Raw genomic sequence first — 16234 nt, forward strand, 5'->3', positions numbered from 1 at the left:
ATGAAAACTGTACTGGTCGTCGAAGACGATATTGGTATCCAGAAGCAACTTAAATGGAGCCTGAGTGACTACGAAATAGTCTTTGCAGACGACAAAGCAAATGCGATGACCCAGCTACGACGCTACGAGCCAGCGGTTGTCACTCTTGATTTAGGGTTACCACCTGATCCGGCCAATGCCTCAGAGGGCCTGGCGTGCCTGGCGGAAATTCTGGCTATTCAACCAGATTGTAAAGTCATAGTGTTAACCGGAAACACCGACAATGAACATGCCCTCAAAGCTGTGGCGTTGGGCGCATACGACTACTACCAGAAACCGGTTGATGCTGATGTATTAAACATCATTATTCAACGTGCCTTTAAGCTGACCGAGCTTGAGCAGGAAAACCGTGCCTTAAAAGCCAGTAGCAGTGCTCAGTTAGACATTATTGGTAATAGTGAGGCGATGATTAAGGCATGCCGCACTGTCGAAAAAATTGCCCCCACTGAGATTACCACGTTACTGCTTGGCGAGAGTGGCACCGGCAAGGAAGTTTTTGCCCGCGCTATTCACAAACAAAGTACCCGGGCCAATAAGCCTTTTGTTGCCATTAACTGTGCTTCTATTCCGGAAAACCTGCTGGAAAGTGAGTTATTTGGCTATGAAAAAGGTGCATTTACCGGGGCCAATAAAACCACCCTGGGTAAAATTGAATGCGCTAATGGTGGCACCTTGTTGTTAGATGAAATTGGTGACATGCCATTAAGTTTACAAGCGAAAATGCTTCGATTCCTGCAAGAGCGGGTTATAGAACGTATTGGCGGGCGACAGGAAATTGAGGCGGATGTCCGGGTCATTTGCGCTACCCATCGTAATCTGGCAGAAATGGTTGCCAGTCAGACTTTCCGCGAAGATTTGTATTACCGGATCAGCGAAATTACCCTGACAATTCCACCACTTCGTGATCGCGGTCACGACATTATTATTATTGCCAAAGCCCTGCTGCACAAATTTAATCTGGAATATCACTCGCAAGTTCATGGCTTTACCGACAATGCTATTCAGGCAATGCTACATCATGGCTGGCCGGGTAATATTCGCGAACTACAAAATAAACTTAAGTCCGCCGTCATTCTTACTGATAATAAGCTAATTGATGCGCCGGACCTTGGCCTTGATACTAACCATAACGATAAGGTCGATACCTTACGAAAGGTCAGAGAGCAAGCTGAAACACAGGCCGTACGCCATGCCTACGCAGTAGCCAATACCAATTTATCTAAAACAGCAGACTTACTGGGGATAACCCGGCCGACGTTATATGCCCTGATTGATAAATACCGATTACACGACTTACGTCACACAGATACAGAGCATTAAGCTGAATTAAGTTTCACTTGTCCCTGACATAACTGATAACCAGATACAAAAAAGCCCGCAACATGCGGGCTTTTTTTAAACGTGCCAGGGTTAAAGGGTGATACCTTTAGTTTTAGCACGATCTTTGATGTAAGAATCCCAGCTACGCACTTGACGTGAAGTTGAAGGATCTTTCTTCGCATCCTGTAATGCAGCATAGGCTTCTTTCAGTTTACCCTGATAGAAATACGCTTCCAGAATGTTCAGATGAATACTGCCAGGACGATCTGCATCTCTGCTTAGCGCCGCATTAAATGCAGTAATCGCATCGGAGTAACGCTGCACAGACATCAATGCCATGCCCTGCCGACGATAAGCATCCGCCTCGTTAGTCAGTTTTGCCAGCTCGCCATAGTACTCAGCTGCTTTGCTAAACTCACGGGCCGCCTGATAATTTGAAGCAATGGCCGTTAACATGGTCTTATCTTTCTTAATCTGACCGCTCTTAACGTACTTCTCATAAATCGAGGCTGCTTTGTATGGAATATTGTTATTCGCATACATCTGACCCAGCGCTTTAAACTCTGACTCTTTTTCCAGAAAACCTTGTGTATGGGCAATCTGAAAAGCGCTTAACGATTTAGTATAGTCTTCAACCAGCGTGTAAAAGTTACCCAGATAAATCCAGTAAGTCTTTTCCTCTGGAAATAACTGCACCATGGTTTCAACTGTAGCCACTGTTTCCGGATAACGTTTCAGCTCGTAATAACCGCCCATTTTCATCAAATAATGATTTTTATTAGGCTCTTTTGAAAAGCGGATCGCATTATCAGCCGCAGGGACAACTTTATCGTATTCGCCCAGTTGAAAATGCGCATTAGCTATACGCAAATATGCATCTGGATCATTTTCACCGGTAAAGCGCATCCAACGACGGTAGCTTTCAATGGCAACCTTAAAACGGCCTTCCTGAATTTGCAGGTCGGCTAATATTTTAAGTGCAGCAGCCTGGTCATTAAAACCCAGTACATCGGGTTTAACGGCTAATTCCAGATACTTTATTGCCTGAGGAATATCTTTAAAGGCATATAAATTACCGAGAAACCGGTTCAAAAATGCCTTATCGAAATCACCGCTTGGGTCAGCATCAACTAATACTGCTATCGCTTCATCAACTTTTTCTTCGTTGTAAAGCTCAAGTGCTTTAGTTATCGTCCGACCTACCCGCTCGCCAGGTAACTGCGTTTTCGCGTTTTTACGCGCTTCAATCCGCTCACGGTCTGCTGCAGTTAAATCCTGAGCTACGACCGGAAGTGAGAAAATACTGAAGCTTGCAGCTAACACTAAACTGGAAGTTAATAACGTTAATTTGTTCATAGTTAACCTCCTGCCATGTCAAGGGTAAAGTCTAACTGTACCTGCTGACCTGGCTGTTGCATTGGTTTACCGTCAACAACTTTGGGACTGTATTTCCAACGGCGCAGGGCTCGAATCGCTTCACGGTCAAACACCCGACGCGGTTCGGCTTCAATAACTTCTACGTTATCAACACTGCCGTCTTCCATAATAGTAAAGCTTAAGCGAACCCAGCCTTGTAAGCCGTCACGGGCTGCTTGTACCGGGTAACGCGGTTCAATCCGCACTATCGGGGTAGCGTCACCATCACGTAACAAAGAACCAGGGTTATTCAAGCCAACGTTTGCACCTAAGTCCATACCTGGCATGTTAAAACCAACCGCACCGGCGGTATTAGTCTGCTCAGGCTCTGGCTGCGGCGTTTTTGGCGGCTCAGCCGGTGGTGGTGGTGGTGGTGGCGGTGGAGGCCGCCGCACCTGTGTATCTGAATCAGGCGGCGTAGTGTTGATTTCAACAACAATACGCTCTTGCTCAGGCGCCCGACGTTTGTCGCTGCTTTGTATCAGCAGCGCCATAATCAGAAACAACAGAAACGTTACCACTGCACCGATAATTAACGATGTTAGGAAACGTATCATAACTATTTTTTCTCCCCGGCAATGGTAATAACAAGCGATTGGTCAGCTGATTTAATCTGATCCATTACTTCCATTACTACACCGTGTTTAGCGCCTACGTCAGCCTGCAGAATAATAGTATCTGTCGGTGATTCAGCTCTTAAACGCTCAATGTTGGCAGAAACCCGCTCAATATCGACCATACGCTTGTCCATCCATACTTCACCATTCTCACGAATAGCGATAAAGATAGTAGCTGTCGGCTTCTGCTGTGCCTGGGTTGCTTCCGGCTTGTTTACATCAATACCGGCTTCTTTGACGAAAGAAGTAGTAACGATGAAGAATATCAACATAATGAAAACGATATCCATCATCGGCGTGATGTCGATTGCCGCTTCCTCGTCTTCACGAATACGTTTACGTGCCATAAATTTCTCTCTTAATGATGCGGTAAGCTGTCAACGAGATCTGCTTTTTCCCGTTTCACTTTCACTTCCAGCCGCGAACTGAAAAACAAACCTGATAATGCAGCAACCATACCCGCCATTGTCGGAATTGTTGCCATCGAAATGCCGGCTGCCATGGTACGGGGGTTACCAGTACCTTGCGTCGCCATAATGTCGAATACCGCTATCATGCCGGTTACTGTGCCAAGTAAACCAACCAATGGACACATTGCAACCAAAGTTTTAATCAGTAACATCCGCTGATCAAGGTCATTTGTCGCCTCAGAAATCCAGGTATCACGGATTTTATGGGCATACCAGGACGTGGTATCTGCTCTGGCATCCCACCGGGTAATAATATCCTTTTTAATCTTAGGAAATATTGCCGATACGTACCAGTAGCGCTCTAACATCAAAAACCACATGACGAAGAGCACCACGGCAACAACGTATAACACGTTGCCACCGGTATGAATAAAATCCTGTACCGATTCCCACAGCCCTACTAGCTGGGTCATCATTAGGCGTTCTCCTTCTCCGCATGAGCAGCAACAATACCTGCGCTTTGCTCATCTAACACGTGTAAAATAGATTTCGCTTTAGCTTGTACAATGCTGTGTACAAACAGTAATGGTAAAGCAGCAATCAGACCCAAAGCGGTGGTAACCAACGCTAAGGAGATTGAGCCTGCCATCAGTTTCGGATCACCGGTTCCGTACAGAGTAATTTGCTGGAACGTCAGGATCATACCGATAACGGTACCTAACAGACCCATCAGCGGTGCTACCGCAGCAAATAACTTGATTAAACCAATACCGCGGTCGATGCTTGGCGTCTCACGCAGGATAGCTTCATCTAATTTAAGCTCAAGGTTTTCAACATCAGCTGAACGGTTCTGATGATACACATTCAGAATACGGCCCAGTGGATTGCTGTCTGAAGGGTTAGCCAGGTTTTTCAGCTGTGAACGCATTTTGCCGCCTACCACGGTTAATACCAGGAAGCGCTCAAGTGCAATCAGTAAACCGATAAACAGTAACACAGTGATCAGGTAACCAACGGTGCCACCCTGGTGGTAGTATTCCATCAGTGTGCTACGTTGCTGGTTTAAGCGCAGTAAGCTGTTGCCTTTAGTCGGGTCAACATATAAACCTGCTAACTCACCCTTAGCCGTGTTGTGGTATTCAGCAACAGAGTTATGAATTTTTGACTGTGGCTGACGACCCAGTGGCTGAATTTGGTCAGTATCAACGTTACGGATCAGATATTCGGTATCTGTGGTCAGGTGGAAAGAACCAAACCGGGTTACCCGCTCAGTTGAACTGCCGCCATCTAACATAACCACTTCAGCGTCAAACTGCGACGTTTTAGCTGATTCAGTCATTTCAGTCAGCATGGCAACCCACAGGTCTTCCATCTGGCTCAGAGTTGGTAGTTCAGTTGCTGCAGCGATAGCGCGCAGTGGCTCTTCACGACCTGGATACTGAGCGCTGATCAGAGAACTGGTGATAACACCGATTGTCTGGTTAGCTGCCTGACGAACCACACCAAATACTTCGCCCATAGTACCCTGAGCACTTTCCAGCTCCTGGATTTTCTGCGCGATTAAGATGTCATTGTCAGAGTATGCTTTAGCCAGACGCTTACCACGGGCTTCTTCATCAGCAAACTGCTTTTTAGCGGTGTTCAATAACGCTTGCTTATCAGCACGTTCGGCCAGGAAAGCACGCTCACGTTCCTGATTCATCCGGCCTTCAACAGCACGTTCTTTTTTAATTTGCTCTAAAAGCTGGTCAAGCTGAGCAGTGTTTGCTGCAGCGTTAAATGCTACAGATGCCGATAACGTCACGGCAGCAGCAACAACTAAAGTTTTAATAGCCTTTCTCATTTATTCTTACTCCGCTGCGAAAAGTGGTACACGGTCCATATCAGGGGTCGCTTCACGACGCGACATCTTGATAAGGTTGGTGATTGAATTCATGTATGAATCAGGTAGCTTTTCCCAGCTTTTTGTTTCTTTGTTGTAAGCCCAGGCTGCTTTGCCGTCCAGAGACTGCGCGGCCAAAGCAAGGCGGCCAACACTTAAATAATCAACGGTAATTTCCTGGCCTTCAAAATTCAGGGTGCCCTGGAAAGCAGCCATTTCAGAGCCGTAGCCCATTTCAATGCTGTAAGCTTCCAGAATTTGACGGTACTGTTCTGAACGCTGTACATCAGAACGTTCCATCAATTCACGTAGCTTCTCTACGCGCTCAAGACGACGCTCGGTGCGCAGTGGAATATCGGCGTTTACAAACTGCTCTAACGCGTCAATCATCCGGAACATCAGCGGCACGGTGCCTTTGTTGGTATTTTCAAGATCATCCATCTGACGTTGCAGAGAGTTAATCTGGCGCTGTTGGTCGTTAACCAGCGTTTGCAAAAAATCGTTGTACACTTTTAAGTTTTCGGTTTGCACCACAACAACACGGTACTCACCCAACAATTCCTGAGTTTGCTCGTATATGGTGTTTATTTTTTCCTGAGACTGCAAAGCCGCACGTTGGATCTGGCTATTCGCCTGGTGAAGATCTTTTAAGTCTGTTGCAGCGGCTGAGCCGGCAAAAGCTAAGCTGCCAGCCAGTGCTGAGGCAACAAGACTCTTTTGAATTTTTTTGTTAAACATAGTTCCCAACCAATTATTGCTGATTAACGTAACCTGATTAGTGTAAGAGCTTATGCTGAAATTCAGATACAAAATTCAGATACAATAAGCCCTCGGTTAGAGGGTAAACCGTCCGCATCATTGCAGTTAAAACGCAGGTTGTCAACAGCATGCAGCTGCCTGAACCTAAGGTTTACCACGATGATCCGGCCGGTTTATCACCCATTTTATGCGCCATTAAATCGGTCTTTCTGAAAATTTAATGAAACATTAAATTTATTGCTTATTTTATATTCGGTGTCAATTTACCTGCCGCATAAAGTTCAACCATAGCATCAAGTGACAATGCTTTAATTTTACTACCATTTCCGGCACAACCGAAGGCTTCATAGCGCGCAATGCAGATATCTGCCATGGCTTTTACCGACGCCTGCAAATATTTTCGCGGGTCGAACTCTGCCGGATGCTGCGCCAGATAGCGGCGAATGGCACCAGTAGATGCCAACCTTAAGTCGGTATCGATGTTAATTTTACGCACACCAAACTTAATGCCCTGTTGTATTTGAGCCACCGGCACACCATAAGTTTCCGGGATTTTTCCACCGTACTCATTTATCACTTCCAGCCAGTCTTGCGGCACGGAAGAAGAACCATGCATAACCAGATGGGTATCCGGGATCCGTTGATGAATTGCTTTAATCCGGTCAATGGCCAGAATATCATCCGTTGGTGGCCGGCTGAATTTATACGCACCATGCGATGTGCCACAGGCAATAGCCAGCGCATCGACTTGTGTTTCGCGTACAAACTGGGCCGCTTCTTCCGGATCGGTCAGCATCTGGTCATGAGTCAGCACGCAATCTGCACCAATACCGTCTTCCTCACCGGCTTCTCCGGTTTCCAGTGACCCAAGGCAACCTAACTCACCCTCAACCGATACGCCACACGCGTGCGCTATTTCAACAACCTTGCGCGTTACATTTACATTGTAAGCGTAGTCCATTGGTGTTTTACCATCTTCACCCAATGAACCATCCATCATTACCGATGAGAACCCAAGCTGGATGGAACGCTGGCACACTGCCAGTGATGTGCCATGATCCTGATGCATGACCACCGGCACATGCGGAAACTCTTCCACGGCGGCTAAAATAAGGTGCCGTAAAAACGGGGCTCCCGCATATTTGCGCGCGCCAGCTGAAGCTTGCACTATCACCGGGCTGTCCGTTTTATCAGCGGCCAGCATAATGGCTCGCATTTGTTCCAGATTGTTTACGTTAAATGCCGGAATGCCGTAGCCTACTTCGGCGGCGTGATCGAGCATTTGCCGTAATGATATCAGTGCCATGAAAGCCTCTCTTTTATACTAAGGTACAGTTTGTATTTAATAATCGTAGTGTAGGTAAAACATTGTGCTTATTTTATTATGAATTTTAAATGACATTGCTTTAATGCTTTTCGCTAGCGCGTTGCTCCAATATCGCTACCGCCGGTAAGGTTTTGCCTTCCAGAAACTCTAAAAACGCACCACCGCCAGTCGAAATATACGAAACATCATCAGCAATACCATATTTATCAATAGCCGCCAGCGTATCACCGCCACCCGCAATTGAAAATGCGTCACTTTGCGCAATGGCTTCTGCCAACGCTTTGGTACCGGCCGCAAACTGCTCGAATTCAAACACCCCTACCGGGCCATTCCAGACAATAGTGCCGGCTTTTTTTATAATCTCGGTAAGTTTACCTATGGTTGCCGGACCAATATCAAAAATCATTTCTGTACTGGCAACATCCGCTGCCATCGTTAATCGGGCCGGGGTTTGTTCGCTGAATTCCTGCCCGACAACAACGTCGGTAGGTACGGGTATAATAGCCCCCCGGGCTTTGGCTTGTTCAATCAGTCGCTTTGCTTCAGGAATTAAATCTGGCTCGTACAAAGACTTACCTACGTTATTACCTTCTGCGGCAATAAAAGTGTTGGCAATACCGCCGCCAACAATAAGCTGATCAACAAGGCCCGATAAAGATTCAAGAACTGTTAGTTTAGTAGAAACTTTTGAGCCACCAACAATGGCGACCAGTGGTCGTTTCGGATTTTTAAGCGCCGCGGCTAAGGCATCAAGCTCTGCCACCAGTAGAGGGCCGGCGCAGGCAACGGGTGCAAACTTCGCTACACCATGAGTAGAAGCTTGTGCCCGGTGAGCAGTACCAAAGGCGTCCATCACAAACACATCACATAATGCGGCCAGCTTTCTGGCCAGCTGGTCGTCGTTTTTGCCTTCGCCAGGGTTAAAACGGACATTTTCAAACACCACCACTTCGCCGCTGTTTGCTTCAACTCCCTGCAAATAGTCACTGGCTAATTTTACCGGCACCTGTAATGCCTCTGCCAGATAATCCACGACGGGCTGCAACGACGCATCTTTAGTGAACACGCCCTCTTCCGGGCGGCCCAGGTGCGACATCACCATTACGCGGGCGCCTTGATCAAGGGCAAGTTTTAAAGTAGGGATTGCGGCTTTCAGGCGGGCGTCAGAGGTAACTTTACCGTCTTTTACCGGTACATTTAAGTCTTCCCGAATTAACACCCGCTTTCCTGCTAAATCCAGATCGCTCATCCGAATAACGCTCATATTTCGCTCCTTGTCTTTAAATTTGTTGCAGCATAGCCCGTGCTGTATCGAGCATCCTGTTGGCAAAACCCCACTCGTTATCACACCACACCAGGCATTTCACCAGGCGCTTATGACTTACCCGGGTCTGGGAGCCATCGACAATGCAGGAATGCGGATTATGATTAAAGTCGACTGACACTAAAGGCTCTTCAGTATAATCGAGAATACCCATTAAGCTGGACTGACCGGCCTGTTGCAATGCTTCATTTATCCGGCTAATGCTAACATCCTGATGTAAGGTAACACTTAAGTCCATTGCGGTAACGTTAACCGTTGGCACTCTAACGGCTATCGCTTCGAACCGGCCTGCAAATTTTGGCAAAATGCGCTCTATGCCCAGGGCAAGCTTCGTATCAACCGGAATAATCGATTGGCTGGCCGCCCGGGTGCGGCGTAAATCAGGATGATAGGCATCGATAACCTGCTGATCATGCATAGAAGCATGAATGGTGGTAATAGTGCCGCTTTCTACCCCGAAATGCTGGTCCAGCACCTGGATCACCGGCACAATGCAATTGGTGGTACAAGAACCCGCAGAAATAACGGTCATTTCAGTGCTAAGCAAATGCTGATTAATGCCATATATTATCGTTGCATCAATATCAGCATCTGCCGGATGAGAAAACAGTACCTTTTTAGCACCGGCGGTTAAATGCCAGCTTGCATGCTCCCGGCTATGAAACACCCCGGTGCATTCCAGTACAATATCAACATCCAGTTCCGCCCAGGGTAATTCCAGCGGATCGGCTTCGCTGTATAAATTTATCTCATCGCCCGCGACCCGGATCCCGCCGGCGAATGATTCTACTTTACTGCCAAAGCGGCCATGCGAGGTATCGTACTTTAACAGGTGAGCGACGCCCTTAGCATCGGCCAGCTCGTTAATAGCAACAACTTGTAGCTGCTGTTGCCAACCATTTTCATAAATAGCCCGCAAAATATTGCGACCAATGCGGCCGAAGCCATTAATTGCCAGTTTAATTGCCATATCACCACATAGAAGTGGGACCGCAATGCGGCCCCGGAATTGGATTAATGCTAACGGTTAACCGTTAAGCTGTTTGGTTGCAGCCTGAGTAATCGCGTCGACGGTAATGCCAAAATGCTGAAACAGCTCATCGGCTGGTGCCGACTCACCAAAGCTGGTCATGCCGATGACATCACCCGCTAAGCCGACATATTTATACCAGCTGTCGACAATCCCTGCTTCTACCGCAATACGTTTGGTTACTGCAGCTGGCAATACGGCCTCGCGATACGCTGCATCCTGAGCGTCAAACACATCGGTAGATGGCATGGATACCACCCGCACCTGCTTGCCCTGCTCAGTCAGGTTTTTGGCAGCTTGTACCGCCAGTTCAACCTCTGAGCCGGTAGCGATAATAATCAGTTCCGGGCTTTGTTTGCTATCCAGTAGTACATAACCACCGCGTCTGATATTGCTTACCGCTGCAGCATCGCGTGCTTGCTGCACCAGATTTTGCCGGCTGAAAATTAAGGTGGTTGGACCGTCGGTCCGTTCAATGGCTGCCTGCCAGGCTACCGCCGACTCTACCTGGTCACAAGGGCGCCAGTTCATCAGGTTTGGTGTCGCCCGCAAGCTGATAAGTTGCTCTACCGGCTGGTGCGTTGGGCCATCTTCACCCAGACCAATTGAGTCGTGGGTATAAACGAAGATCACCCGCTGCTTCATCAACGCAGCCATTCGCACCGCATTGCGGGCATATTCCATAAACATTAAGAAGGTAGCGCCATAAGGCACAAAACCACCGTGCAGGGCTATACCGTTCATCATGGCTGACATGCCAAATTCACGTACCCCATAATAAATATAGTTGCCGCTGGCATCAGCTGCAGTAAGCGGTTTAGAACCGGACCAAATGGTTAAATTAGAACCTGCCAAATCAGCTGAACCACCCATCATTTCCGGTAGCAACGGACCAAACGCATTTAAGGCGTTTTGCGATGCTTTACGACTGGCAATGGTGGCAGGGTTGGCTTGTAATTTTTCAATATAGGCCTGTGATTGCTCTGCCCAGTTGGCGGGCAGTTCACCGGCAGTGCGCCGGCTAAACTCGGCAGCCAGCTGCGGATGTTCCTGCTGATAAGCAGCAAACAAGGTATTCCACTGCTGTTCTGCTTCAGCACCTTTGGCATGGGCATCCCACTGCGCATAAATATCAGCAGGGATCTCAAACGGCGCATGTGGCCATTGCAAATAATCACGCGAGGCTGCTATTTCAGCATCGCCCAACGGTGCACCATGACAGTCATGACTGCCGCCTTTATTCGGTGAGCCATAACCGATAACGGTTTTACAGCAGATCAGGGTTGGTTTATCACTTTGAGCCTGGGCCTGGGCAATGGCTGCACTAACTGCCTCACTATTGTGGCCATCTACATTTGCAATAACATGCCAGCCATAAGCAGCAAACCGGGCCGGCGTATCGTCGGTAAACCATCCTTCAACATGCCCATCAATTGAAATGCCGTTGTCATCCCAAAAGGCAATAAGTTTATTCAGGCCTAAGGTACCGGCAATGGAGCAGGCTTCGTGAGATATACCTTCCATTAAGCAACCGTCACCTAAAAATACGTAGGTATGGTGATCAACCACTGCAAACTCAGGTTGGTTAAACTGGGCGGCCAAGGCTTTTTCAGCCAGCGCCATTCCCACCGCATTTGTCAGCCCCTGGCCCAGCGGGCCGGTGGTGGTTTCAACACCCGGCGCATAGCCATATTCCGGGTGGCCCGGGGTTCTGGAATGCAACTGCCGGAATTGCTTCAAATCATCAATGGATAAATCATAGCCGCTAAGATGCAACAATGAGTAAAGCAGCATAGAGCCATGGCCATTGGATAATATAAAACGGTCACGGTCGGCCCATGCCGGGTTAGCCGGGTTATGCTTCAGGTAATCCCGCCAGAGCACCTCAGCAATATCTGCCATGCCCATGGGGGCACCAGGGTGGCCTGATTTTGCTTTTTGAACCGCGTCCATACTTAAGGCACGGATGGCATTGGCGAGTTGTTTACGAGATGGCATTGTAGCTCCTGCTAGTGGCTTTATTGGGGAAGGCATAAAACTTGGGCCTTATTTTCACTTACTGTTGTCCAGATGGCAAATGTTAATCCGTGACAACCAATATTTTCCTGTTGCAAGTGATCGGTCTGTTAACTTTACCGTAAACTTTGGCATTAAAGACGTCTGGGCGTCAAATATTACTAGCCAAGGCCAGCCTGTTTTACTAAAATAAGCGGCTATTTTTCTGGTGGTGATAATAAGCCTTATTTTTTGGCTTATCTGACAGGGCTGAGAACACAGTACTGCTACCCCAGCGTGATGAATTAACCAACTTTGGTGGAACACAACAGATGGCACAACATATTTTTACTTCTGAGTCGGTATCTGAAGGACATCCGGACAAAATCGCCGATCAAATCTCCGATGCAGTATTAGATGCAATTTTAGAACAAGACCCGAAAGCCCGTGTCGCCTGTGAAACCTTTGTTAAAACCGGCATGGTTCTGGTTGGTGGTGAAATTACTACCACGGCTTGGGTGGATATTGAAGAGCTTACCCGTAAAACAGTTCGTGAAATTGGCTACACCCATTCCGACATGGGTTTTGATGCAGACTCATGTGCGGTACTTAACGCCATTGGTAAACAATCGCCAGACATTAATCAGGGTGTAGACAAAACCGACCCGCGGGAACAAGGCGCAGGCGATCAGGGTTTAATGTTTGGTTATGCCAGCAACGAGACTGACGTATTAATGCCGGCTCCGGTGACTTATGCTCACCGTTTAGTGCAGCGACAGGCTCAGGTACGTAAAGACGGTACTCTGCCGTGGTTGCGACCGGATGCCAAATCACAGTTAAGTTTTATATACGAAGACGGCAAACCGGTAGGTATTGACGCGGTGGTGTTATCTACGCAGCACTGCGACACCATCAGCACTGAAAATTTGCGTGAAGCGGTAATGGAAACCATTATTAAGCCGGTACTACCCGCAGAATGGTTGACCAAAAGCACCAAGTATTTTATTAACCCGACTGGCCGTTTTGTGATTGGCGGCCCAATGGGCGACTGTGGTTTAACCGGTCGTAAAATTATCGTCGATACCTACGGCGGTATGGCGCGTCACGGTGGTGGTGCATTTTCGGGTAAAGACCCGTCAAAAGTTGACCGCTCAGCTGCATACGCCGCGCGCTATGTGGCCAAAAACATTGTCGCTGCAGGCCTGGCTGATCGCTGTGAACTGCAGGTATCTTACGCAATTGGCATCGCCGAGCCGACGTCTATCAGTCTGGAGACGTTTGGTACCAGTAAATTGTCGGAAGAGCAGTTAATTAAACTGGTACGCGAGCATTTTGACCTTCGCCCCTATGGCCTGATTGAAATGCTGGACCTGGAGCGGCCAATTTACGGCGCTACTGCCGCCTACGGTCACTTTGGCCGCAGCGAGTTCCCGTGGGAGCAAACTGATAAAGCTGATTTACTGCGGCAATACGCTAAATAAGCCTGCTTTAAACAGTTACAACCTTAAAAAAGGAGAGCCAAGGCTCTCCTTTTCTGTTTTTCTTGGTTATTCAGCTTATTTTAGCCTTACCAATACCCCTGTTTTGTGTATGATAAAGGCGTTTTACCTTCCAGGGTTAAATTGCCAGCATTGGCAACTAACAAATAGAAAGATAAGAAAGATAATAAGGTCAAAGGAAATATTATGTCTGAGCAAACTGCTGCCGTAAAAACCGGTTGGCTAAACCGTGCGCTAAACGGTATTGAAGTTGTCGGCAATAAATTGCCCGATCCGGCGGTGTTATTCGCAATATTGATGGTTGTGGTATGGGTGGCCTCGTGGCTGCTGTCTGGCGTGACATTTAACGAAGTGGATCCCCGTACCGGCGAAGCTATTTTAGTGAATAATCTGCTGCAAGCTGATTCTCTTGCCACGTTTATGGCAAAAATGGTTAATACCTTCGTGACTTTCCCGCCGCTTGGGGTGGTACTGGTTGCCATGCTTGGTCTGGGGGTTGCAGAATACACCGGTTTTATTAATGCCGGCCTGCGTTCTATTCTCAGTGTCACGCCTAAAATGTTGTTAACACCGGTGTTGGTATTTGTTGGTGTGGTCAGCCATATGGCGGTAGACGCAGGTTATGTGCTGGTTATACCGCTGGGTGCAGTAATTTTTTATGCTGCAGGCCGCCATCCGCTCGCAGGTATTGCAGCTGCGTTTGTTGGGGTGTCAGGTGGCTTCTCGGCAACGGTTCTGCCATCGAGCCTGGATCCATTACTGTCAGGTCTTACTCAGGTTTCAGCGCGTTTATCCGCTGATCCCGCAGCCGCAGAAATGTTTATCAGTCCGATGAACAATTACTATTTCACCACGGCTTCTACCGTGTTAGTCGTGCTGATTGGCTGGGTATTAACGGACAAATTTATTGAGCCCAGACTAAAGTCAACGCCAGTTGATGGTGATCCGGCTGACATGCCGAAAATGGACGATCTGAAACCAAACGAGCGTAAAGGTTTACGCTGGGCCAGTTTATCTATGCTGTTAAGCATTGTATTGCTCGTGCTGTCTACCCTACCTGAAACCTCGGCTTGGCGTGCCCCGCCGGGTACCGTGCTGGCAGAAGGTCAGAACAACCTGTTGGTGTTCGCTGCACCGTTAATGCAATCTATCGTCAGTATTATTTTTATCTTCTTCCTTATTCCGGGCATCGTATATGGCTATGTTTCCGGCTCGGCCAATAATCACCGCGAAATCATCAAAGGCATGAGCAAAGCGATGAGCGGCATGGGCTATTACATCGTTATGGCATTTTTCTGTGCTCAGTTTATTTATGCGTTTGGCCAGTCCAACCTTGGCGCATTGTTAGCCATTAAAGGTGCAAACTGGTTGCAGGAAATGGCGTTCCCAATGGGCTTTACCCTGGTTGGTATTGTATTTCTATCAGGCTTTGTCAATTTAGTTGTGGGCTCCGCCTCGGCAAAATGGGCATTAATTGGTGCGGTGATGGTACCAATGCTAATGGAGCTTGGGGTGTCACCCGATTTAACTCAGGCGGCTTACCGCGTAGGTGATTCCTCTACCAATATCATTACCCCACTGTTGCCTTACTTTCCATTGGTCGTGGTGTTTTGCCAAAAGTATGTTAAATCTACGGGTATTGGCACCCTGATTGCGCTGATGCTGCCTTACTCTGTTGCAATGTTAATTATGTGGACCTGTTTCCTTCTGGGTTTCTGGGCGCTGGATATACCACTGGGTATTGGCTCCAGCTACACCTTCCCTGCTGCAGGTTAGTTCTTACTGCATTAACATTTAAACTGAAACCGCTGCTTTTGCAGCGGTTTTTTATTCTGAAAACAGATTATCCCTGCTACCATTAACCACTTTACCCGCGGAAAATTAAGTATGCGTATTCCACGTATTTATACGCCACAGGCTTTGGCGGTCAACAAGCCGTTGCAACTGGAGGATGACGCTGCCAACCATGTTGGCAGAGTATTACGAATGCAGGCAGGTCAGGCGTTGCAACTGTTTAATGGCGATGGCAATAACTACGGCGCAACGATTTTTGACGTCAGTAAAAAGCAGCTAACGGTCACCATTAGCCAGGTTGAGCCGAACCCGGTTGAGTCCCCTCTGCGTATTCATTTGGGCCAGGCTATTTCGCGTGGCGATCGGATGGATTTTGCTATTCAAAAAGCGGTAGAACTGGGCGTGACTGAAATTACCCCGCTGTTTACCGAACGATGCGGCGTAAAACTTGACGGCGAACGGCTGACAAAACGCAATGAGCAATGGCAAAAAATTGCGATAAGCGCCTGTGAGCAAAGCGGTCGTAGCGTGGTGCCGCAGGTTCATCCTGCCATTTCATTAGACCTGTGGCTGGCCCAGCACACAAATTCATTGCGCCTGACCTTGGATCCTTGGGCCAGCGCCACCATTAAAACGTTAAGTGCCAGTCAGGATATCCGGTTGGTCATAGGTCCCGAAGGCGGCTTTACCGACAATGAAGTTACTGCGACCAGCCAGGCCGGCTTTACCGGCATTCAGCTTGGACCTAGAGTATTACGCACGGAAACAGCGGCACTGACAGCAATTAGTGCTTTACAACTGCAATTTGGCGATCTCGCCTGA

The 16234-nt window shown here is 47.9% G+C and carries 14 protein-coding genes; 4 read left to right on the forward strand and 10 right to left on the reverse strand.

Translation table 11 applies throughout. The features are described from left to right. Positions 1-1359 carry a PEP-CTERM-box response regulator transcription factor gene (gene prsR / locus B2X65_RS04300; RefSeq protein WP_290610887.1) on the forward strand — a complete coding sequence of 453 codons (1359 nt, stop codon included), beginning with the start codon at positions 1-3 and terminating at the stop codon, positions 1357-1359. Between the two features lie 90 nt (positions 1360-1449). On the opposite strand, the gene B2X65_RS04305 is transcribed toward prsR, so the two are convergent. From B2X65_RS04305 to tkt, 10 genes are all read right to left on the reverse strand, one after another. Further along, positions 1450-2715: a tetratricopeptide repeat protein gene (locus B2X65_RS04305; RefSeq protein WP_290610888.1), complete on the reverse strand. Its 1266-nt coding sequence runs from the start codon at positions 2713-2715 to the stop codon at positions 1450-1452. Between the two features lie 2 nt (positions 2716-2717). Next, complete coding sequence (locus B2X65_RS04310) at positions 2718-3332, reverse strand: energy transducer TonB (RefSeq protein ID WP_290610889.1); 615 nt, start codon at positions 3330-3332, stop codon at positions 2718-2720. Between the two features lie 2 nt (positions 3333-3334). Then, positions 3335-3739, reverse strand: a complete 405-nt coding sequence (locus B2X65_RS04315; protein WP_290610890.1) for an ExbD/TolR family protein — start codon at positions 3737-3739, stop codon at positions 3335-3337. 11 nt (positions 3740-3750) lie between these two features. After that, a complete protein-coding gene (locus B2X65_RS04320) occupies positions 3751-4278 on the reverse strand; it encodes a MotA/TolQ/ExbB proton channel family protein (protein WP_290610891.1) in 528 nt (175 codons plus the stop codon). After that, positions 4278-5645 carry a MotA/TolQ/ExbB proton channel family protein gene (locus B2X65_RS04325; RefSeq protein WP_290610893.1) on the reverse strand — a complete coding sequence of 456 codons (1368 nt, stop codon included), beginning with the start codon at positions 5643-5645 and terminating at the stop codon, positions 4278-4280. Before B2X65_RS04325 ends, B2X65_RS04320 begins: the two co-directional genes overlap by 1 nt. A gap of 6 nt (positions 5646-5651) precedes the next feature. After that, a complete protein-coding gene (locus B2X65_RS04330) occupies positions 5652-6422 on the reverse strand; it encodes a DUF3450 domain-containing protein (RefSeq protein ID WP_290610894.1) in 771 nt (256 codons plus the stop codon). Between the two features lie 262 nt (positions 6423-6684). Then, the gene (fba, locus tag B2X65_RS04335; RefSeq protein ID WP_290610895.1) at positions 6685-7749 is read right to left on the reverse strand and encodes a class II fructose-bisphosphate aldolase; all 1065 of its coding nucleotides are present in this window, start codon (positions 7747-7749) and stop codon (positions 6685-6687) included. Between the two features lie 100 nt (positions 7750-7849). Next, the gene (locus B2X65_RS04340; RefSeq protein ID WP_290610896.1) at positions 7850-9034 is read right to left on the reverse strand and encodes a phosphoglycerate kinase; all 1185 of its coding nucleotides are present in this window, start codon (positions 9032-9034) and stop codon (positions 7850-7852) included. Between the two features lie 16 nt (positions 9035-9050). Further along, positions 9051-10064 carry an erythrose-4-phosphate dehydrogenase gene (epd, locus tag B2X65_RS04345; RefSeq protein WP_290610897.1) on the reverse strand — a complete coding sequence of 338 codons (1014 nt, stop codon included), beginning with the start codon at positions 10062-10064 and terminating at the stop codon, positions 9051-9053. Positions 10065-10121: 57 nt separating this feature from the next. Beyond that, complete coding sequence (gene tkt / locus B2X65_RS04350) at positions 10122-12122, reverse strand: transketolase (RefSeq protein WP_290610898.1); 2001 nt, start codon at positions 12120-12122, stop codon at positions 10122-10124. Positions 12123-12451: 329 nt separating this feature from the next. On the opposite strand from tkt, the gene metK reads away from it, so the two are divergent. The 3 genes from metK (at position 12452) to rsmE (ending at position 16234) form a co-directional block, all read left to right on the forward strand. Further along, positions 12452-13600 carry a methionine adenosyltransferase gene (gene metK, locus B2X65_RS04355; RefSeq protein ID WP_290610899.1) on the forward strand — a complete coding sequence of 383 codons (1149 nt, stop codon included), beginning with the start codon at positions 12452-12454 and terminating at the stop codon, positions 13598-13600. 204 nt (positions 13601-13804) lie between these two features. Beyond that, positions 13805-15394, forward strand: coding sequence for an AbgT family transporter (locus B2X65_RS04360; RefSeq protein ID WP_290610900.1), 1590 nt, complete (start codon positions 13805-13807; stop codon positions 15392-15394). A 111-nt stretch (positions 15395-15505) separates the two neighbouring features. Beyond that, positions 15506-16234, forward strand: a complete 729-nt coding sequence (gene rsmE, locus B2X65_RS04365; protein WP_290610901.1) for a 16S rRNA (uracil(1498)-N(3))-methyltransferase — start codon at positions 15506-15508, stop codon at positions 16232-16234.

This window comes from Arsukibacterium sp. UBA3155, from assembly GCA_002364615.1.
Classification (GTDB): Bacteria; Pseudomonadota; Gammaproteobacteria; order Enterobacterales; family Alteromonadaceae; genus Alishewanella.